General features: G+C 42.4%; 22 protein-coding genes. 12 read left to right on the forward strand and 10 right to left on the reverse strand.

What is annotated here, in order from left to right:
- The first annotated feature begins 167 nt into the window (after positions 1-167).
- From OCW38_RS04010 to OCW38_RS04020, 3 genes are all read left to right on the forward strand, one after another.
- A complete protein-coding gene (locus OCW38_RS04010; RefSeq protein WP_004734257.1) occupies positions 168-323 on the forward strand; it encodes a hypothetical protein in 156 nt (51 codons plus the stop codon).
- Positions 304-1704 (forward strand): OprD family porin, encoded by a 1401-nt coding sequence (locus tag OCW38_RS04015; protein WP_016767457.1) that lies wholly within the window; start codon positions 304-306, stop codon positions 1702-1704. Before OCW38_RS04010 ends, OCW38_RS04015 begins: the two co-directional genes overlap by 20 nt.
- A 63-nt stretch (positions 1705-1767) precedes the next feature.
- The gene (locus tag OCW38_RS04020; RefSeq protein ID WP_261895185.1) at positions 1768-2133 is read left to right on the forward strand and encodes a DUF2799 domain-containing protein; all 366 of its coding nucleotides are present in this window, start codon (positions 1768-1770) and stop codon (positions 2131-2133) included.
- 36 nt (positions 2134-2169) lie between these two features.
- Here the strand turns inward: OCW38_RS04020 and OCW38_RS04025 are convergent, their stop codons facing one another.
- Positions 2170-2352, reverse strand: coding sequence for a hypothetical protein (locus OCW38_RS04025; protein WP_016767458.1), 183 nt, complete (start codon positions 2350-2352; stop codon positions 2170-2172).
- 360 nt (positions 2353-2712) lie between these two features.
- Here OCW38_RS04025 and cueR point away from each other — a divergent pair, with 360 nt between their 5' ends.
- Positions 2713-3108 (forward strand): Cu(I)-responsive transcriptional regulator, encoded by a 396-nt coding sequence (cueR, locus tag OCW38_RS04030; RefSeq protein WP_010436650.1) that lies wholly within the window; start codon positions 2713-2715, stop codon positions 3106-3108.
- 34 nt (positions 3109-3142) lie between these two features.
- Here the strand turns inward: cueR and OCW38_RS04035 are convergent, their stop codons facing one another.
- The 5 genes from OCW38_RS04035 to OCW38_RS04055 all read right to left on the reverse strand — a co-directional run bounded on the left by OCW38_RS04035 (position 3143) and on the right by OCW38_RS04055 (position 7779).
- Positions 3143-3598 carry an NfeD family protein gene (locus OCW38_RS04035; RefSeq protein WP_010436652.1) on the reverse strand — a complete coding sequence of 152 codons (456 nt, stop codon included), beginning with the start codon at positions 3596-3598 and terminating at the stop codon, positions 3143-3145.
- Between the two features lie 3 nt (positions 3599-3601).
- A complete protein-coding gene (locus tag OCW38_RS04040; protein ID WP_010436654.1) occupies positions 3602-4531 on the reverse strand; it encodes an SPFH domain-containing protein in 930 nt (309 codons plus the stop codon).
- Between the two features lie 211 nt (positions 4532-4742).
- Positions 4743-5597, reverse strand: a complete 855-nt coding sequence (locus OCW38_RS04045) for a co-chaperone YbbN (protein ID WP_065612596.1) — start codon at positions 5595-5597, stop codon at positions 4743-4745.
- 396 nt (positions 5598-5993) lie between these two features.
- Positions 5994-6821, reverse strand: coding sequence for an SDR family oxidoreductase (locus OCW38_RS04050; protein WP_016767474.1), 828 nt, complete (start codon positions 6819-6821; stop codon positions 5994-5996).
- A 43-nt stretch (positions 6822-6864) separates the two neighbouring features.
- A complete protein-coding gene (locus OCW38_RS04055) occupies positions 6865-7779 on the reverse strand; it encodes a TIGR01777 family oxidoreductase (RefSeq protein WP_010436662.1) in 915 nt (304 codons plus the stop codon).
- A 297-nt stretch (positions 7780-8076) separates the two neighbouring features.
- Here OCW38_RS04055 and OCW38_RS04060 point away from each other — a divergent pair, with 297 nt between their 5' ends.
- Genes OCW38_RS04060 through yfcE form a run of 5 tightly spaced genes read left to right on the forward strand, consistent with a single transcriptional unit; the run spans position 8077 to position 10939 of the window.
- On the forward strand, positions 8077-8811 hold the full coding sequence (locus OCW38_RS04060; protein WP_016767475.1) for a DUF1538 domain-containing protein: 735 nt from the start codon (positions 8077-8079) through the stop codon (positions 8809-8811).
- On the forward strand, positions 8808-9602 hold the full coding sequence (locus tag OCW38_RS04065; protein ID WP_010436686.1) for a DUF1538 domain-containing protein: 795 nt from the start codon (positions 8808-8810) through the stop codon (positions 9600-9602). The genes OCW38_RS04060 and OCW38_RS04065 overlap by 4 nt, the downstream gene beginning before the upstream one ends.
- Entirely contained in the window at positions 9592-9942 is a 351-nt protein-coding gene (locus tag OCW38_RS04070; RefSeq protein WP_010436689.1) for a P-II family nitrogen regulator, read from the forward strand. Before OCW38_RS04065 ends, OCW38_RS04070 begins: the two co-directional genes overlap by 11 nt.
- Positions 9939-10346, forward strand: coding sequence for a CBS domain-containing protein (locus OCW38_RS04075; protein ID WP_010436692.1), 408 nt, complete (start codon positions 9939-9941; stop codon positions 10344-10346). The genes OCW38_RS04070 and OCW38_RS04075 overlap by 4 nt, the downstream gene beginning before the upstream one ends.
- A gap of 47 nt (positions 10347-10393) precedes the next feature.
- Positions 10394-10939, forward strand: a complete 546-nt coding sequence (yfcE, locus tag OCW38_RS04080; protein WP_010436695.1) for a phosphodiesterase — start codon at positions 10394-10396, stop codon at positions 10937-10939.
- Between the two features lie 138 nt (positions 10940-11077).
- On the opposite strand, the gene OCW38_RS04085 is transcribed toward yfcE, so the two are convergent.
- The 3 genes from OCW38_RS04085 to OCW38_RS04095 form a co-directional block, all read right to left on the reverse strand.
- Positions 11078-11386 (reverse strand): SelT/SelW/SelH family protein, encoded by a 309-nt coding sequence (locus OCW38_RS04085; protein ID WP_010436699.1) that lies wholly within the window; start codon positions 11384-11386, stop codon positions 11078-11080.
- A gap of 163 nt (positions 11387-11549) precedes the next feature.
- Positions 11550-12065 (reverse strand): regulatory protein ToxS, encoded by a 516-nt coding sequence (locus OCW38_RS04090; RefSeq protein ID WP_010436702.1) that lies wholly within the window; start codon positions 12063-12065, stop codon positions 11550-11552.
- 1 nt (position 12066) lies between these two features.
- The gene (locus tag OCW38_RS04095) at positions 12067-12975 is read right to left on the reverse strand and encodes a transcriptional regulator (RefSeq protein WP_010436705.1); all 909 of its coding nucleotides are present in this window, start codon (positions 12973-12975) and stop codon (positions 12067-12069) included.
- A 271-nt stretch (positions 12976-13246) separates the two neighbouring features.
- On the opposite strand from OCW38_RS04095, the gene htpG reads away from it, so the two are divergent.
- The 3 genes from htpG (at position 13247) to hemH (ending at position 17417) form a co-directional block, all read left to right on the forward strand.
- Complete coding sequence (gene htpG / locus OCW38_RS04100) at positions 13247-15151, forward strand: molecular chaperone HtpG (protein WP_010436709.1); 1905 nt, start codon at positions 13247-13249, stop codon at positions 15149-15151.
- Between the two features lie 389 nt (positions 15152-15540).
- Complete coding sequence (gene adk / locus OCW38_RS04105; protein WP_009847341.1) at positions 15541-16185, forward strand: adenylate kinase; 645 nt, start codon at positions 15541-15543, stop codon at positions 16183-16185.
- A gap of 269 nt (positions 16186-16454) precedes the next feature.
- Positions 16455-17417, forward strand: coding sequence for a ferrochelatase (gene hemH, locus OCW38_RS04110; RefSeq protein ID WP_010436714.1), 963 nt, complete (start codon positions 16455-16457; stop codon positions 17415-17417).
- 108 nt (positions 17418-17525) lie between these two features.
- Here hemH and OCW38_RS04115 read toward each other — a convergent pair whose 3' ends face one another.
- The gene (locus tag OCW38_RS04115; RefSeq protein ID WP_010436716.1) at positions 17526-18914 is read right to left on the reverse strand and encodes a peptide MFS transporter; all 1389 of its coding nucleotides are present in this window, start codon (positions 18912-18914) and stop codon (positions 17526-17528) included.
- Positions 18915-19202 lie beyond the last annotated feature (288 nt).

Here is a 19202-nt window from a genome sequence, read left to right on the forward strand (position 1 = left end):
TGTTTTTATTTTGTTTTTGTGTGTTGTTCTGTGGTTTTTTAAAATTAGCGAGCGAGATCACTAAGTACCCAGTAAATTTGCACCAACTCATATTTTTTTAGGTGAAAATTAAGTTCTCATTGATCTTTTTGAGGGCGAAGTTAGTCTTAATGCCATGGATGCACACTATGTGTATAACCAGAAAGGAAATAGAGAATTCAGAGTTTAGGGTTCTCAAACAAGAAAAGGTATTTCTCTCTACGGCGGCCAACTTTAGGCGGGGAATATTCAAACAGCTATATCCATTTTTAGGAGTTTTATTCCATGGAAAACAAATTTTTTAAAGTATCTGCGATTACGGCAGCAATGGCAGGTGCACTTTCTGCTGCTCCAGCTATGGCTGAAGACCCAATCGGTCCGGAGTATGCAAGTCAGGCATCAGAGTTCTTCTCTGAATCAACAATTAGCGGTAACCTAAACTTTTTCATGCGTGCTCGTGACCGTGGTAATGTGGATGCAAATGGCAACGATACAGCTAAGACAACAAACTTAGATCACGGCTCTATCTTTGCTAACTTAGGTTTCCATTCAGGTTACGTAGCTGACGTTGTTGGTTTTGACGCAGTAGTGTATAGCACATTCGACATGTGGGCTGGTGAAGAAACTGGCGGTTCATTTGAACACGAGATGAATTTCTTTGATTGTGATTCTGCTTACGGTGCAAGTACAGGCTGTGATTCTTACCAAACTGACAACGGTGTTTCTTTCGCTAAAGCAGCATTAAAATTCAAGTTTGGCGAGAACATCAATGCGCAACTTGGTTACTTCCAACCGTCTGTACCTAGTTCTTTGGGCGTTAACTGGTCATTTGCTCCTGGTACATACCGTGGTGGTGAGATCGGTGGTAACTTTGGCGATCTTTCTGTTGGTTTCGTTTATGCAGACCAGTACAAAGCACCTTGGTTCAAAGAAACATATGAATTCCGTGACGGTTCTTTCTGGGGTAGCCCTGGTAAAGATGTAGGCGATGTATACTCAATGGGTGCTCGCTATACGTTAAGTAATGGTATCGGACTTGATGTTGGTTACGGTGGTTTAACTGACGGGGATCGTAAAAACTTCCATGCTAAAGTTAAAGGCACAACAGACGGCGGTCTATTTTGGTCTCCACAACTATACGTAGTTGATGATGACAATCAATTTGACAGCACAGCTTTCCAAGCGGCGCTATTAACATCTAAATCTATGGGGCAATATAGCTTCCGTGCTGAAGCGACATATACAGTTGCTGACTCTGAAGATACTCGTGGCAATGTTGGTAACATGTCTTACCGTCTAACAGAACAGTATGGTGGTTCAAACGGTGCTTACGATGTTTGGTGGAACAACCGTTCTGACTTTAACCACGATGGCGAATATGCTTTCTTCTTATCTTCAACTCGTGATTTCTCTGATGTTGGTGGTACAGGTTTCAGCGCTGGTGTAAGTGGTGCTTACGGTGCGGGTGCGAAAGCAGACGGTTACGATGAGTTAGTAGAGTATGCATACAGCTTCTTCGCAAACTATGCAATTCAAGCCGGTGCATTGAAAGATGCTAACATCAGCTTCTACTACACTAACTTCTTTAATGATTCAGACGCGCCAAACTGGACTGGTTATTCTAATGCCTTCCAAGACGAGACTGATTTCAAACTAGCTCTAACAATTCCTTTCGGAGTTAAGTAAGTTAGATAAGAAATAGAAAAAGCTGGGCATTTGCCCAGCTTTTTTGCTTTTTAGGAGATATTTATGAAACGTATTATTCCCATTACATTAATTGCTTTTAGTTTAGCTGCATGTACCTCTTCACCGAAAACTGCATCTGAGTTTTGGTATGGTCAAGGGGAGCGCTTTGGAAGTCATGGTTATGCGATAGACAATAATTCATTGGCAGATATTAAAGGAAAGGTTGAGTTTGATGAATCTGCCTATCTTGCTGGATATGAAAAAGGAAAATCAGAGTTTTGTGACCCCTACAAAGCGTTTGAAAAAGGTATCAAAGGAACAAGATACACAGATCAATGTGTGGATATGCCTCAAGAGGTGATGATCAAAACTGAATGGCAAAGAGGCTGGGATGCATTCATTGGTGCTGACTTCTACAAATTTAGGTAGGCTAAGGAACAGTTTCCCTAAACCTACCCACTGTAATTATTGATGCGTACCACCATATGCTTTGCATAGTTCACGGGGCAGTTGTTTTACCGCTCCGTCATTGAATGTACATTGGACACCTGCACCAAATACTTTGCCTGCGTTATTCTGCGCAAGTGAGGTTGGAGCTGAAAAAATAAATACTGAGGCTAACGCTAAAGTTAAAGTTAAAAGTTTCATGTTTGCCATCCTTTAAACTTACCAAAAATAAAATAAATCGCATTTAAACGTCATGCTTAATACTCAATTATGTATATAGTTTATGAAAGATCAAAGTTACATTAAAATTTTTAATGAAAAATAACAAAAGTTAATTTCAATAGATCAATCAGTAACTTATTGATTTGTGGTTACTGGAAATGTCAATAAATGGAAGGTATTTCCTTTATTGAAAATAAAACGCTTATAAATGGCAGACTTTATTTTCTTAAATTATATTTGTTATGCATGGGCGGATGAACGGTGTATTATTTCTTCTTGCATCAAAGGCAGTAACGGTTCATAAATACATAAAATATAACTGGTTATTAGAGTAATATCATGAACATAAGTGAAGCAGCTAAGCTTACCAACTTATCCACGAAGTCTATTCGCCTTTACGAAGACAAAGGGGTGATCTCAGCGCCGTTGCGTTCTGATAATGGCTATAGAAGCTACGATAAGAAGCAGATTAAAGAGCTTGGGATTGTTGCTAAGGCGAGAAGTGCTGGGTTTTCGCTTGATGAGTGTCGTGCACTCGTTGAATTAGCTGACAATCCATGCCGAGAAAGTGCCGATGTTAAAGCAAAAGCGCAAAGCAAGCTAAACGAAGTGAACAGAAAAATAGAAGATCTACTGGTAATTCAAAAGACTTTAGTAGAGTGGGTTGAACAATGTCCCGGTGACTCAAATAGCCATTGTCCAATTATCGATTCGCTTGTAGAGAAAAAGCCATAAGTAAAAACACTTATGGCTTGGAAGCTCATCTGGATTATTCTTTAGTTGGGCTGATTGTTAGAACAATGCCATCGACAGCTGTAATCACGACTTCCTCTCCTGCAGCAACATCATGTGTACTAATCGCAGACCAAGAACTATCTCCTAGGTTTATTCTACAGCTACCTTTTTGTACTGGTTCTAAAAGGCGTGTAGTTCTTCCGATTAGTTGTTTATCTCTTTGATTCAGTTCCCGACCAGCATCAGAGTGTTTATCATTGGACAACTGCCTTCTCCACCACAGCCAAGTGGTAATAAGAGAGAAGCTCGCGAAGGACAACCATTGCATCTGCCAACCGATCGGTAGTGCGCCTAATAGGGCACCGACGAGCATGGCAGATATCCCTATCCATAAAAAGTAACCAGCGGTTCCAATCAGCTCAAGTGCTAGCAGTGCTAGACCAAACGCTAACCAATGCCAATGGTTTACTTGTTCTAGTAATTCGACCATAAGTTAGTCCTTACTACCCTTGTCATTCTTATGTGCAAACATCTCTGCGATACCTGCAACAGAACCCATTAGGCCAGTTGCTTCGAGTGGTAACATGATGATCTTACCGTTTTCAGCTTGGCCAATAGACTTCAATGCGTCGGTGTAACCTTGTGCTATAAAGTAATTAACTGCCTGCATGTCACCTTGAGCGATAGCTGTTGATACCATTTCTGTTGCTTTCGCTTCTGCTTCTGCAGCACGCTCACGCGCTTCTGCTTGCAGGATTGCTGCTTGCTTTTGACCTTCCGCTTTGAGGATCTCTGATTGTTTGTGGCCTTCTGCTTTTAAGATCTCAGCTTGTCGCACACCCTCTGCCTCTAAGATATCAGCACGTTTGTTACGTTCGGCTTTCATTTGAGCATTCATCGCGGCAGTAAGATCGGCTGGTGGTTGTACATCTTTAATCTCTATACGTGTAACCTTTACGCCCCAAGGATTTGTTGCTTCATCAACGATATTTAACAATTTGGTATTGATCATATCACGTTGGCTAAGCATCTCATCTAGCTCCATGGAACCAAGCACAGTACGGATATTAGTTAGGGTTAAGTTACGGATCGCATGCTCAAGATCATTGACTTCATAAGCTGCCTTTGGGGCATCTATGACTTGTACAAAGCACACCGCATCGATAACCACATTTGCGTTATCTTTGGAGATGACTTCTTGAGCCGGGATATCGAGAACTCGCTCCATCATACTGATGCGTTGTCCAACTTTATCGATAAATGGAATGATCAGATTTAATCCTGGCTTGAGTGTTTGTGTATAACGACCGAAGCGTTCTACAGTCCAGTTGTTGCCTTGCGGAACCGTTTTTACTCCAGCGAAAATGAACAGTATTGCGACGACAGTAAAGACGCCGATGGTAATTAATGTATCAATAGCCATACAAAATCCTTTGTAAGTTTAAGTTTTTGATAGTTCATTACTCATACTGGCTCATATTTAAAAATCGAGCAAATCTATAAATGAGAAATGGGCCATAAAACCTTGATTTTATGGCCCATTTAACGTTGTTCGATTCGTACGGTCTGCTGAGGGTTTGTTATCTATCGAGATAGGTATAAGCTAAACACTACGCTGTGATATGTGTGCTTTACTAATACAGTAGCGAGTACAGTTGACGACGGTATTTACTCGCAACTGCGTTACCTTGTCCTAATGCACTTAAGATATCCATGAACTCTTTCTTCATGTCACCATCGAGCGTATTGAGATCTTTAGCTAGGAATGACCAAAGTAGATCCATAGCTTCTTCGCTACGATTTACTTGGTGATATTGCAATGCCAATTCAGAAGCGGTCTTCGCATCGCCTGGACTTTGCTGTAAAGCCGCTTCTAATGCTTGGATTTCTGGGCTGTCAGCAGCTTGCTTGTGAAGTTCAAGCTTAGCGACTAAGCCTTTATAGTAGTTGTCTTGGTACTCGAGAGGGATAGTGGCAAGCTGAGTTTCAGCGAGTTCAAACTGTTGTGTCTCTAAAAGGCATTCAGCGATAGCCAGTTTTACTTCACCTTTGTTTGTTAACTCTGTTGGCAGTTGTTGCATTGCCGAGAGTGCTTGTGTGTGCTCACCGGCTTGCATTTGCTCTAGAGCTTGGCGCAAAGCGAGCTCATCTTGACTAGGTAAGTGCTTACTTAGCATTTCCACAATCGCTTCCACGCTTTGAGGACCACCTAATCCATCGACAGGTTGACCGTTAACAAACAGTGCGATGGTTGGCAGTGCTTGTACACCAAACTGGCTAGCAATGGCTTGCTCTTGCTCGCAATTCAATAGGGCTAGGGTGAAAGCGCCGTTGTATTGCTGAGTTAATGTTTGTAGTTCAGGAATGACTTGGGCGCTCTCTTGGCTCATTGGTGCCCAAAAATGGATGAGTACAGGAGTCTGCATCGAACCTTCTAATACTTGGCGAAAGTTCTGTTCATTAAGTTCAACAATATGCGGAGATTGCATTTACGTTCCTTGAGGGTTGTTTTATGGATACGTTGCAAATATGGGGGGATAAGTTGGTAACTTCAAGATCTAACTCTGTTATCTCAGATAAAAAGAGACAAATATAGAAAAACGCTATGCTTCTATGTTGGTAAAGTAGTTGTCTCTACATGGAAGGCATAGCGTTATCATAAAGGTAGTCAGTGAGGTGTTGCGTGAGATACTCAAAACAGAATAAACAACGTAATAGCCAAACCCACACCTACCCAATTAAGGCGGTTTAAAGTCATGAAGTTTCCAGAGTCTATTCATCAATCGGGAATAATTGATGAGATAGGATAATCATGGCATCTTATTGTTACGGAAAAATTACATCGTTACATTAAAGTTTGCGACTATTGATACAAAGTTAGTAATTTATGCAGCTTTTCTCAAAATAGGGTCTAGCAAGCGACTTGGTAGAATTCTTTTCAATATCGCGAACACTTTAGTTGGGGTCGTAACTCGGTATCTTAGCTTGGGCTTATCGGCTGTGAGTGCATGAAATACTGGCCCAACGCAGCTTTCAGGCGGCAGAACAAACGCGTTGTTTGATGATTCTTTTTCGAGTCGGTCTTTTTGCTGTTGGTAAGCTTTTTGATGTGCACTACCTGAAATCGATATCCATTTGTTAAATGCTTTCAGGGCGTTGGTTCTAAATTGAGTCTCAATCGGACCAGGTTGCAGTAGAGAAATGTGGATACCACTGCCATGTAGCTCCAAGCGCAAGGTATCAGTCCATCCTTCAAGAGCGAACTTCGATGCATTATAAGCACCACGATATTTCATTGCTGCAAAGCCTAGCACAGAACTGTTTTGTACAATGCGCCCTTCACCACGCTCGCGCATGTGAGGAAGAATTTGACAAACTAAGTGATGCCAGCCAAAGAAGTTAGTTTCAAATTGCTCTCTAAGTCCTTGGATTGGTAAGTCCTCTAGTGCGCCAGCTTGGCCATAAGCCCCATTATTGAAGAGGCCGTATAATCCGTTCGGAGACAGTTCTAATGCTCGTTTTGCGCCTTGCTCGATGCTTTCCTGGTTGGAAAGATCCAGTTGGATACATGTGAGCCCTTCGTCTTGAAGACGTTTTACATCTTGTGGATCACGACAAGATGCGATGACATTAAAGCCGCGCTTTTGAAGTGCATGAGCACATGTGTAGCCAATACCCGTTGAGCAACCGGTAATAAGAATTGACTTGTTCACACTTAATCCTTAATTAGAGTTTCTATTGTTCTAGGGTAAAGAATTAGTCTTGATGTTGTAACAAGTTTTTCAGAGCAGGTTCGATTCTTGAATAACTAAAAATGAACCCCATCTCAGTGAGCTTCTTTGGCTTAGAGCGAATGCTGTCGAATAATAGACAAGAAGACTCACCCATGAGTAGCGACATTGCCCATTTAGGAGTGAAAAGGATATGCGGGCGTCGTAATTGCTTGGCTAATGTCCTACTAAAGTGTTTGTTGGTGACGGGATGAGGGGCACACAGATTGAATTCTCCTTGAGCGTGAGGGATCGACAATAAGTGGTTTATGGCCCGAACCATATCAAGCATGTGAATCCATGGCATGTACTGTTTCCCCGAGCCGAGAGGCCCACCAACTCCCAGTTTGTAGGGCGTCAGCATTTTCTTTAATGCACCGCCATTTTCGCCAAGAACAATGCCCGTGCGCAGCAAAACAACGCGCGTTTTGTCAGATTGAGCTCGTTTGGCGATTTCTTCCCAATGAGCACAAACTTCATGAGGAAAGCTTTCATCTTCCACTTCTAATGTTTCATCAAACGGCTTTTGTTGTTGATCACCATAGTAGCCGACGGCTGAGCCGCTGATAAAAGCTTCAGGCGGGTTGCTACTGGCATGAACTAATTCGACCAGTTTTTCCGTAATGTGCCAGCGACTGTTACAAATCCTGTCTTTTTGCTCTGAACTCCAGCGCTTGTCAGCGATAGGCTCACCTGCAAGATTAACCACCACATCGAAGTCATTGAGATCGCTTAGTTCATCCAGAGATTGAATGTAATGAAGATTATTCTGATTAAGGTGGTTTAGGCTTTGCTTTGCTTTTTCTGGGCTCCGCGTCAGTAATGTCACGTCATCAGTGTTCCAAGTCTTGATCAATTCTGAGCCAATAAATCCAGTACCACCAGTTAACAATATCTTCATACCAATCTCCCTATTAAACATAATTATAGACATGGCTTGTTTTTAATAGCCAACCAATACGAAAAAATAACTATAACGATCAGTTGGTTTCAATCGTGTGATAGTGAAATTACGACCGCAATAAACAGGTACCTGAATTTAAATTTTGATGATGGACTATGTACCTTTATCACACTTATGAACTTTACTCAGATAGGTTACCAACTGCGTAATATTTGTCACACAAGCAATGATAAGGATTTGCCATGATTATTAGTAATTGATAACCGAACATAATCGCAAACAAAAGGAGTCACGATGACAGCAGTGCTTGCTTTGTTTCGAGCGATGTTAGGCAGTCTGAGAGATTTGTTACCGATTGTCGCGGTGATTGCTTTTTTTCAACTCGCGGTCCTCCAAGAGCCGCTTCCACATCTCTTTTCTATCCTTATTGGTTTGCTGCTGGTGGTTTTGGGTCTCACTTTCTTCATATTTGGACTCGAAATGGGACTTTTCCCGATTGGTGAATCGATGGCTCAAGCATTTGCTCGTAAGGGGAGCGTGTTCTGGTTATTGACCTTTTCTTTTTGTTTGGGGTTTGGCACGACTATCGCTGAACCTGCATTAACTGCGGTAGCAGCCGAGGCGGCCGAAGTCGCGGCTGAGGGAGGGGTAATCCCTAACTCTTTAGATGAAATGGAACACTACGCGAATGGCTTACGATTCACTGTGGCGTTGTCAGTTGGTATCGCTATTTTACTCGGCGTATTGCGAATCCTAAAAGGCTGGCCAATTCAATACATGATTATTGGTGGTTATATTGGTGTCGTGGTGCTAACTGCATTTGCTCCTGAGAACATCATAGGCATTGCGTATGACTCTGGAGGGGTGACAACATCAACCATCACGGTTCCATTGGTTACAGCATTAGGGGTTGGTTTAGCTTCGGCAATCAAGGGACGTAATCCGATGATTGATGGGTTTGGTTTGATTGCTTTTGCTTCCTTGCTACCGATGATGTTTGTGATGGTTTATGGAATGGTGGTGACATGATGAGCTTTCAGCAATTTTTGGATACCTTTCTTGGTACCGTGACTGATGTCATTCCAATTGGGGTCATTATTTTTGGCTTTCAGTTAGTGGTGCTGCGTAAACCTGTGACTAATTTAGCCAAAGTATTGCTAGGTTTTTTCTACGTCATTTTAGGGTTATCTTTGTTTTTGATGGGACTAGAGTTGGCCCTGTTTCCTCTAGGGGAAACGATGGCGATGCAGTTGACCGAGCCAAACTTTTTATCGGAATTTAAGATCAGCTCAGGACATGGGTTGGTGTGGTTTGACTATTATTGGGTTTATCTGTTTGCATTTTTTATTGGCTTTAGTACCACTATTGCCGAACCTTCTTTGATTGCCGTCGCGATTAAAGCGAACCAAGTTTCTGGTGGCAGCATTAGTATCAACGGGTTAAGAATTGCGGTTGCACTCGGTGTTGCTATTGGTATATCTCTTGGGAGCTATCGTATCGTTGCAGGCGACCCTATACATTACTACATTATTTTCGGCTATGTCATCGTCGTGATTCAGACCCTTTATGCCCCCAAATTAATCATCCCTCTCGCATACGATTCTGGCGGTGTAACCACATCAACGGTGACGGTACCCTTGGTGACCGCGCTAGGATTAGGACTTGCTTCAACCGTACCTGGACGTAATCCAGTGATCGATGGTTTCGGCTTGATTGCATTTGCCAGCTTATTTCCAATTATTTCGGTTATGGGTTATGCCCAAATAACTCATTGGTTAAACCGTATATACACCTCTAAGGAGAGTAAAGATGCGCTTTAAACTGATCTTAGCGTTTGTAGAAGAGAGCAAGACAGACATCGTACTTGACGCCGCGCGTGATGCTGGAGCAACCGGGGCGACGGTGATTAACAATGCCAGAGGGCAAGGTTTAAACCAGAAACGTACCTTTTTTGGTTTGACGTTAGAGGTTCAAAAAGACGTGCTGCTGTTTGTCGTCGAGGAGCATCTAGCAAGGCATATTCTCGAAAGAATTAGTGAAGTGGGGGAGTTTGACCAAGAATCGGGACAGGGTATTGCGGTACAGATAGATGTCGAAGATGCCGTAGGGGTTGCGCATCAAGTAGAGAAGCTAACCAAGGTTGTGGAGGATGAACTATGAGTAGCAGCGAAAAAATCCGAGTAAGTGATGTGATGGCCAATACTTATGTGATTATCGATGGGTTAACCACCGTGTTAGAAGCGATTGAGATGGCAAGAGACCACAAGGTAAAAGCGATTATCGTTGACAAGCGTCATGAGGATGATGAATACGGCATTGTACTAATGAACGATATTGCTAAGAAAGTGCTTGCTAAGAACCGCTCTCCAAAGCGTACAAATGTTTATGAGATCATGACAAAACCAGCCTTAAGCGTATCGGCAGATATGAACGTTAAGTATTGTGCTCGTTTGTTTGAGCGCTTTGGTATCAGCCGTGCTCCGGTGGTCTGTGATAATAAGATAGTCGGTATGGTTAGTTACAATAATATCGTGATCAATGGTATGGCGAGAGATGACGTTTAACCTTTCAATACGTACAATAGACACATAATTTTTATGGAGAAGTATGTGTGAAATTATTTTTTACTTCCGATCTACACGGATCGCTACCAGCTACTGAAAAGGCATTAGAACTTTATCAAGCGTCTGGTGCGCAATATTTAGTTCTATTGGGTGATATTCTGAATCATGGTCCAAGAAACCCGATTCCTGAGGGATATAATCCGCCTGCGGTCGCAGAAAAGTTAAATGCGTTTTCAGAAGAGATTATCGCCGTTCGCGGTAATTGCGATAGCGAAGTGGATCAGATGTTGCTGTCTTTCCCGATGATGATGGATTATTCATGGGTACTGTTAGAGTCTGGCGCGCGTATCTTCTTAACTCATGGTCACCTTTATAACACCAACAAGCGACCTGTATTAAAAGCGGGTGATGTAATTGCGCACGGGCATACTCACATCCCTGTTGCAGAATACCAAGATGGTGTATTTATCTTCAATCCAAGCTCAGTCACGTTTCCAAGAGATGGTCATGCCGCTAGCTATGGCATCTATGAAAACAACACATTTCAAGTGATTAGCCTCGAAGGCGACTTGCTTGTGAGTGGCAATCTATAAACTGGTCGTCGTGAGTAAACCGATCAGAGACTTATGAATACTACAGTCGCCGATTGAGTAGAGTCGTTGATTTGAGTGCCTCAGTTAATTAAAAACAACAGTTAATTGAGGCTAAATAGCTAAACCCTTCTGGAACGCTTATTTTGAGTCTACGTGGCCAAGATCTTTATCTGGAGCAATGATGTTTCGAACTCTTTGCTTCAGTACTTTAGCTTCAGGAAAGCCTCCATCTGCTTTTCTTTCCCAAATTTGCACGCCATTACAAAAGATTTCGAACCTGCCTCCTGTGCCTGGGTTCAAACTCACTTGCTCTATTTCTTCACTGAAAGTATGCAGTAATTCTTGGCACAACCAACTAGAGCGAAGCATCCAATTACATTGACGACAATAGTGTATGGATATAGATGCTTTAGTGATTGATGATGCTTTGTCTGAGCTTGTATTCATTGGACGTCCTTTAAGTATGAGTAAATCCTGATACCAACATCATGACTTCAATGAGAATACAGATGCTACAGGTAATAAAAAAAAGGAGCATCATGCCCCTTTTTCTATTGGTATACCGTTTAAGGTTGCACAGCTATGGGTATGAGGTAGGAGCTATTCGACCTTAGTTTGAAAACAATACTGTAGAACCGTGATTCAAGCTAGTGAGTAACAGCGTTTTCGTGTTCACAATATCAATTCGACGGCTCTGTTCTGCATCCATCTTGATAACCTGAGTGATTAGGTTTAGCTGCTCTTCAGAGAAATCTTGGCGCTGGGCCGAAGTCACATCCTTAAACTCAGTAGGAGAGACAAGTAAGTAGTTGTCATTGATATCCCATTGACCCGTTTCTGAAATGTTGATCACATTCGCTGGTGCAGTTTGTGTGCTATATAGCCTAACTATCGACATTCTTAAGTAAGTGCCATTAGGTAAGTATTTTGCGTTGGAAGATAGTTCAACCTTACGAAGTGGGCCAATCGAGTCAGCTTGTTTGTTGTCAGTGATCAGAGTCACCATTTTTGACTGCCACTCGTGCTGAGTAAGTAGTCGCTCGACTTTTGCATCACTTCCCCAATACAACCAACCACTTAGGAATGCAGACAGGACCAGTAAAATAATGGATACTTTTAATTTCATATTACTGATTACCTTTACAAATGTCGTTTAAATCCGCCTGGTTAGCGTAAATTCTAAGGGTTACATTTTCACTCGAATATTCTTGAGGGTGAATATAGTTAAGAGCAAGATTATTGGTTTGACCGCCTGTCGCAATCACTTCAGCTGGCTTTAGCATTCCTGTGTGATTGGTATTGTAATGCAACACACATTTTTCTATGGCTGGTAGCCAACTGGATAGATCAGGGTGATTGATTGGTGATTGTACTTTCACGCCGTCAACCTCAGCTAACGTGCGAAACTCTGATTCTGCAGGATTAGTAAACGTCAAAACCAGAATAGGCATGATGAAAGCTGCAAGCAGTAACGAAAACGTTAGCCATTTATTGTTGTTGGTCGAAGCTAAAACGGGCGTTATGGTTGGCTCGACCTCAACTTTTGTCTCTTGAATTTTCGTGATTGGTGTTAGTTCTATGGTTTCAGATGCGATATCTTCGGTCGTCGTAGTATGTGCAAATGTCAAGATTGGTTCGACGTCATTTTCTGCAATTTCAGTCATCATTGACTGGTCACTTGATGAAAGTGGTGCAGAACGCTCAACAGTGGCAATAAATTGGTAACCCCGTTTTGGAACGGTCTTAACGAACTCTGGAGATTTGGTCGAGTCTTTCAGCATCTTTCTCAGTGTCGATACTGCTTGCGTTAAGCTTGAGTCATCGACCTCAAAGCCTTGGTCTCGCCAAACATATTCGTGCAATTCATTGCGAGTGATAACTTCATTGGGCCTTTCTGACAGCATTAGGAGAATGCGGCTTTCATTGCTACCAAGACGTACGACTTCGCCGTCGCTCATTTGGTCAACAAGTGAATTGCTATTTGGATCGAATACGAACCGCTGTGCGAGAATAAACTTTGTGCCGATATTGCTCATTGAATTCTTCTATTTTTGGATGATTTTGGGTGCGAAATAGACAAATTAGAGGTGAAGTTCGTCTGATTCTTCACCAAATTATGGCTTCTTTTATGTTCTTTTATATTTATCAGGCTCAAGGATAATAAAAACAGATCAAAAAAACAGTGTTTTTATGATTTTTGACCTTGAATTTACAATTGTCATCCTCATGTTAATGAACATATGAGAGGTATTCAATATAACGCCCCTGTATTTGTTCAACATAAAGTATAGATGTTTTGGAGTAAAAATGAGCGAAACGGCAACGCAAAATAAAGAGACTCGTGGCTTTCAATCTGAAGTAAAACAGCTACTTCATCTGATGATTCACTCACTGTATTCAAACAAAGAAATTTTCCTACGAGAGTTGATTTCTAACGCATCTGACGCGGCTGACAAGCTTCGTTTTCAAGCGCTATCGAATGGTGACCTCTACCAAGGTGACGCGGATCTAGGTGTTAAACTGTCGTTTAATGCGGAAGCAAATACTTTAACGATTTCTGACAACGGTATCGGCATGAGCCGCGACAACGTTATTGAGCATTTAGGTACGATCGCGAAGTCAGGCACTGCAGACTTTTTCTCAAAGTTGTCTGAAGATCAGAGCAAAGACTCTCAGCTGATCGGTCAATTTGGTGTTGGTTTTTATTCTGCATTTATCGTGGCAGACGCAGTAACTGTTCGCACTCGTGCAGCGGGCCTAGCGAGCAATGAAGCCGTTCAATGGCACTCTGCAGGTGAAGGTGATTACACCATTGAAGACATCACTAAAGAGTCTCGCGGTACCGACATCATTCTTCATATGCGTGAAGACGGCAAAGAGTTCTTAAATGAATGGCGTTTGCGTGAAGTGATCGGTAAATACTCTGACCACATCGGTATCCCGGTTTCTATCTTAACAGCCGTTAAAGATGACGAAGGTAAAGATACCGAGGAGGAGCATTGGGAACAGATCAATAAAGCGCAAGCACTTTGGACCCGCAACAAATCTGATATCGAGAAAGAAGAATACCAAGAGTTCTACAAACATGTATCTCACGACTTTGCTGATCCATTAACATGGAGCCACAACAAAGTTGAAGGTAAGAACGACTACACAAGCTTGCTTTACATCCCAGCGAAAGCTCCTTGGGATATGATGAACCGTGACCATAAGAGTGGCTTGAAACTCTACGTGCAGCGTGTATTCATTATGGATGATGCTGAACAATTCATGCCATCTTACATGCGTTTCGTTCGTGGTTTAATTGACTCAAATGATCTGCCTCTCAACGTGTCTCGTGAAATTCTCCAAGACAACAAGGTAACTCAATCTCTACGTGGTGCATGTACTAAACGTGTTCTAACGATGCTTGAGCGTATGGCAAAGAATGATAACGATAAGTACCTAGAGTTTTGGAAAGAGTTTGGCCTAGTGATGAAAGAAGGCCCAGCGGAAGACATGGCTAACAAAGAGAAGATCGCTGGTCTACTTCGTTTCTCATCTACGGAAGTAGACTCTGCAGAGCAAACCATCAGCCTTGCTTCTTATGTTGAGCGCATGAAAGAAGGCCAAGACAAGATTTACTATCTAACTGCTGATAGCTACGCAGCCGCTAAGAACAGCCCTCACTTAGAGCAGTTTAAAGCCAAAGGCATTGAAGTGGTTCTAATGTACGATCGCATTGACGAGTACGTGATGAACTACCTAACGGACTTCGACGGTAAGCAGTTCCAGTCAATCACTAAAGCTGGCTTAGATCTAAGCAAGTTTGAAGGTGAAGAAGAGAAAGAGAAGCAAAAAGAGACAGAAGAAGAGTTCAAATCTGTTGTCGAACGCACTCAAGCTTACCTTGGAAATCGTGTTAAAGAAGTTCGTACTACTTTCAAGCTAGCAACAACGCCAGCAGTCGTTGTCACTGACGACTTCGAAATGGGTACGCAAATGGCTAAACTTCTTGAAGCTGCTGGCCAAGCGGCACCTGAAGTTAAGTACATTTTTGAGATTAACCCTGAGCATGCTCTGGTTAAACAAATGGCAGATGAAGCGGACGAGCAAGCGTTCGGTCGTTGGGTTGAGTTACTCCTTGGCCAGGCTATGCTAGCTGAAAAAGGCTCAATGGAAGATCCGTCACAATTCTTGGGTGCAATCAACGAGCTACTAACAAAGCGTTAGTCTTTCGACTTTGGGCTAATCCAATAATTGTAATAAAAAGCTCGCAAATGCGAGCTTTTTTTTATGAACGTCGTTGAAAATTCGGTAAATGTGGCCAACGCCACCGTTATCGTTACTACAAATGTTGTCGATGCATTCTTTAGTCGTAAATTCAGCCAAATTGAATATTAATGTGATAGAATGCTCGACCTAATCAGCTGGGACTAGGAACCTATCGTTCCCAGTTGTATGATTTTTAAACGTTATACCGAAACTTACCGTTTGGCTTCTATTTGCAGTTTTACTTAACCTCAATGGTTATCTAACGCTTTCTGTTTATCCTAAAAATGAACTACGAAAGTGGAATAGTGAGCTTCGGTATAAATCATAATTTTATAAGAGGATTAAACATGCGCATCATTCTTCTAGGTGCTCCTGGCGCGGGTAAAGGCACTCAAGCTAACTTCATCATGAACAAATTTGGTATCCCTCAAATTTCAACTGGTGACATGCTACGTGCTGCTATCAAAGCGGGTACTGAGCTTGGTAAGCAAGCAAAATCAGTAATCGACGCTGGTCAGCTAGTTTCTGATGAAATTATCCTTGGTCTTATCAAAGAGCGTATTGCTCAAGATGACTGCGAGAAAGGTTTCCTACTAGACGGTTTCCCACGCACAATCCCACAAGCTGATGGCCTTAAAGAAATGGGCATCGCTGTAGATTACGTTGTTGAATTTGACGTAGCTGATGATGTGATTGTTGAACGTATGGCTGGTCGTCGTGCTCACCTTCCTTCTGGTCGTACATACCACAATGTGTACAACCCACCTAAAGAAGAAGGCAAAGATGACATCACTGGCGAAGAACTAGTTGTACGTGATGACGACAAAGAAGAAACAGTTCGTGCTCGTCTAGGTGTGTACCACGATCAAACAGCTCCGCTTATTTCTTACTACGGTAAAGAAGCGGAAGCAGGCAACACTAAGTACCTTAAATTTGACGGTACTAAGCAAGTCGCTGAAGTTAGTGCAGAACTTGAGAAAGCACTAGCATAATTGGCTAACAGCCAGTTTTAGAATTTGATATATTAGAAGCGACCTTACGGGTCGCTTTTTTTGTTCCAAATTTTAGTACGATACCAATCTCGATAAGTTTGATTGCACATGATTCAAGATTATTAGTCCTGATGATAGATAGCAGTGTGGAGCTTGAGGTACCTCATGTTCAGAATGATTATTCAAACATTTGGTATACACAATGATCTTGAACTTATTCCGATTAGTATATTACTTTCCAGAAAATCACATATTAGTCTCAGGTATCTATGGAAAATAATAAAAAGCAGGGCGTTTTACTGGTGAACTTAGGGACTCCAGATTCGGCAACCCCGGCTGGCGTTCGTCGATTTTTGAGTGAATTCTTACATGACAAGCGAGTGGTAAACCTAACTCGTTGGCTCTGGTGTCCAATCCTGCATGGTGTAATCTTACCGATTCGAGCTCCGAAAGTGGCTAAATTGTATCAGTCTGTGTGGATGGACGATGGATCACCGCTGCTTGTGTACTCACAAAGACAAGCTGAGAAACTGCAGAAGAAATTGCAAATGCCTGTTGCGTTGGGTATGACCTATGGCAACCCAAGTCTTAAGACGGGTGTCGAACAGCTGATGGAGAAGGGCGTCGAAGACATCATCGTACTACCTCTGTACCCTCAGTACTCTGGAACAACGACAGCGGCTGTTTCTGATGGTTTAACTAAAGCCTTTAAACAGATGTCTGTGATTCCAAGCTACCGCTTTATTCGTGACTACTACGCGCATCCAAGTTACGCAAAAGCACTGGCTGAAAGCGTTCGTAGCCATTGGGATAAAAATGGCAGAGCCGATCATTTAGTGTGTTCTTTCCATGGTATCCCTAAGCGATTGGCAGATGAGGGTGATATTTACCCGCAGCATTGCGAAGCGACGACAAAATTACTGGCTGCAGAGTTAGAGTTGTCAGAGGACGATATTACCATGACGTACCAGTCTCGGTTTGGTCGAGAAGAGTGGTTGAAGCCTTACACTGACGAGACGCTGGAATCACTGCCGAGCAAGGGCATCAAAAAGATCGATATCATGGCACCTGCATTCTCAGTTGACTGTCTGGAAACGTTGGAAGAGATTTCGGACCAGTGCAAAGAGACCTTCATTGAAGCTGGTGGTTCAGACTTTAGCTATATTATGTGTCTCAACGACAGGGACTCGCATATTGATATGATGGCAGAGCTAGTGGCGATTCATCGCTAACGACTGTTTACTGGCAACAGCACTTCACATAATAGAAATAAAAAAGGACTGCTCATTGAGCAGTCCTTTTTTATTTTGATGTTTCGTCTAGTAATAGACGCTTAGCTATTAAACAGCTGAAGCTTCTGTTGTTTTTGGTTCAGCTTCTAGCAAGGTGTTAGTTTCTACGCCATGCATCCATGACACGAGTTTACCAGCACACAGCAACAGTAATATGCCACTCACCGTTGCAGTAATCGCAATACCACTGAAAATAGACATAGCACCAAGCTCACCTACGTGTGAACCTACCAGGCCTGCTACGTAGTTTGCAATGGCGTTAAAGCCAAACCATGCCCCCATCATTAACGATGCTAGGCGAAGTGGAGCTAACTTAGTGACCAACGACAGGCCAATAGGAGATAGACAAAGCTCACCAAGAGTATGGAAGAAGAAAGCACCGACTAGCCAAAGCATGGATGTTTTGACTGTTAGGTCGCCACCTTGTTCCATTACTGCACCCATCATGCACACGAAGCCTAGAGCTAAGAAAAACAGAGCCATCGCAAATTTCACTGGAGAGTTTGGTTCGCGCTTACCAAGTTTGACCCAGAATGCGGCTATTAATGGCGCAAGTGTGATGATGAAGAACGGGTTCAGAGACTGGAACCAAGCAGCTGGTACTTCAAAATCGCCGATCATACGGTCAGTATATTGCTGAGTATAAATATTCATTAGGCCACCGGCTTGTTCAAAGCCTGCCCAGAAAACGATCACGAACAGACCCATAACCAGAATAACTTTTAATCTGTCGAACTCTTCTTTTGTGAGTGGCGTTTTCTCTTTCGACTTGTTCAGTGCTTTTGCTCGTGCAGCTGCTGGCACCGAACCGATGTTACCTAACCAAGATTGAGCCATCGTCATTTGCATAATCAGGCTAATGACCATACCAATACCAGCGGCAAGGAAACCTGCCTTCCAGCCGAAAGAGTCGACTGCAGCGCCTGAAATTAAGCCACCAAGTAGTGCGCCTAAGTTAATGCCCATGTAGAAAATGGTGAAAGCACCGTCACGTCGGTTATCGCCTTCTTGGTACAGATCGCCAACCATGGTCGAGATGTTTGGTTTAAACATGCCGTTACCACTGATAAGCAGCGCTAAACCAAGGTAAAGAGCGTTTACTTGGTCTAAGCCAATAAAACCATTGGGCAGAGCAAGTGTAAATTGACCAAGTGCCATTAATAGGCCACCAATCAAGATCGATTTACGTTGACCTAGGTAATTATCGGCAATCCAGCCACCAATTAATGGTGTGATATAGACTAAACCGGTGTAAATACCATAGAGATCGAGTGCGTCTTTTGTTGACCAACCAAGTCCACCGTTGAGGGTAGTGTCAGTTAAGAATAAAACCAGAATTGCACGCATCGCATAGTAGGAAAAACGTTCCCATAGCTCTGTGCTAAAAAGTAGAAATAGGCCTCTAGGGTGGCCAAAAATGTTGTGATTGCTTGGCATAAGTTTTACTAATTTTAGGTATTAAAAGATTTTATAGTTACTTATGTATACAGAGTAGAATAACCATCTGCAATAGGTGTGTTTTATGGTTACGACAACTTATTTTTTATAAGTGAATGATAATGTGAGGTTTTCTTTGTAATGTCACCCAGTTAACGCGTGCTGCAAACTAATTTTTCAAATTTGGTTTGGTGGCGTAATAAACAATTCAAGCGCGCCCCTGAATGGTTTAATTGTTATGTATCAGTTTGGTGTATTGCTTCGGGTTTTAAAGAGTATGCTATGCAC

The sequence above is a fragment of the Vibrio cyclitrophicus genome (assembly GCF_024347435.1).
In the GTDB taxonomy this organism is placed as follows: Bacteria; Pseudomonadota; Gammaproteobacteria; order Enterobacterales; family Vibrionaceae; genus Vibrio; species Vibrio cyclitrophicus.

Bases quoted from the DNA above. Each gene is read 5' to 3' on its own strand.
- adk (WP_009847341.1), top strand. From the start codon at position 15,541: ATGCGCATCATTCTTCTAGGTGCTCCTGGCGCGGGTAAAGGCACTCAA.
- OCW38_RS04115 (WP_010436716.1), bottom strand. From the start codon at position 18,914: ATGCCAAGCAATCACAACATTTTTGGCCACCCTAGAGGCCTATTTCTA.
- OCW38_RS04095 (WP_010436705.1), bottom strand. From the start codon at position 12,975: ATGAGCAATATCGGCACAAAGTTTATTCTCGCACAGCGGTTCGTATTC.
- OCW38_RS04090 (WP_010436702.1), bottom strand. From the start codon at position 12,065: ATGAAATTAAAAGTATCCATTATTTTACTGGTCCTGTCTGCATTCCTA.
- OCW38_RS04040 (WP_010436654.1), bottom strand. From the start codon at position 4,531: ATGGCTATTGATACATTAATTACCATCGGCGTCTTTACTGTCGTCGCA.
- OCW38_RS04025 (WP_016767458.1), bottom strand. From the start codon at position 2,352: ATGAAACTTTTAACTTTAACTTTAGCGTTAGCCTCAGTATTTATTTTT.
- hemH (WP_010436714.1), top strand. From the start codon at position 16,455: ATGGAAAATAATAAAAAGCAGGGCGTTTTACTGGTGAACTTAGGGACT.
- cueR (WP_010436650.1), top strand. From the start codon at position 2,713: ATGAACATAAGTGAAGCAGCTAAGCTTACCAACTTATCCACGAAGTCT.
- htpG (WP_010436709.1), top strand. From the start codon at position 13,247: ATGAGCGAAACGGCAACGCAAAATAAAGAGACTCGTGGCTTTCAATCT.
- OCW38_RS04035 (WP_010436652.1), bottom strand. From the start codon at position 3,598: ATGGTCGAATTACTAGAACAAGTAAACCATTGGCATTGGTTAGCGTTT.
- OCW38_RS04085 (WP_010436699.1), bottom strand. From the start codon at position 11,386: ATGAATACAAGCTCAGACAAAGCATCATCAATCACTAAAGCATCTATA.
- OCW38_RS04020 (WP_261895185.1), top strand. From the start codon at position 1,768: ATGAAACGTATTATTCCCATTACATTAATTGCTTTTAGTTTAGCTGCA.
- OCW38_RS04045 (WP_065612596.1), bottom strand. From the start codon at position 5,597: ATGCAATCTCCGCATATTGTTGAACTTAATGAACAGAACTTTCGCCAA.
- OCW38_RS04055 (WP_010436662.1), bottom strand. From the start codon at position 7,779: ATGAAGATATTGTTAACTGGTGGTACTGGATTTATTGGCTCAGAATTG.
- OCW38_RS04075 (WP_010436692.1), top strand. From the start codon at position 9,939: ATGAGTAGCAGCGAAAAAATCCGAGTAAGTGATGTGATGGCCAATACT.
- OCW38_RS04060 (WP_016767475.1), top strand. From the start codon at position 8,077: ATGACAGCAGTGCTTGCTTTGTTTCGAGCGATGTTAGGCAGTCTGAGA.
- OCW38_RS04070 (WP_010436689.1), top strand. From the start codon at position 9,592: ATGCGCTTTAAACTGATCTTAGCGTTTGTAGAAGAGAGCAAGACAGAC.
- OCW38_RS04065 (WP_010436686.1), top strand. From the start codon at position 8,808: ATGATGAGCTTTCAGCAATTTTTGGATACCTTTCTTGGTACCGTGACT.
- OCW38_RS04015 (WP_016767457.1), top strand. From the start codon at position 304: ATGGAAAACAAATTTTTTAAAGTATCTGCGATTACGGCAGCAATGGCA.
- OCW38_RS04010 (WP_004734257.1), top strand. From the start codon at position 168: ATGTGTATAACCAGAAAGGAAATAGAGAATTCAGAGTTTAGGGTTCTC.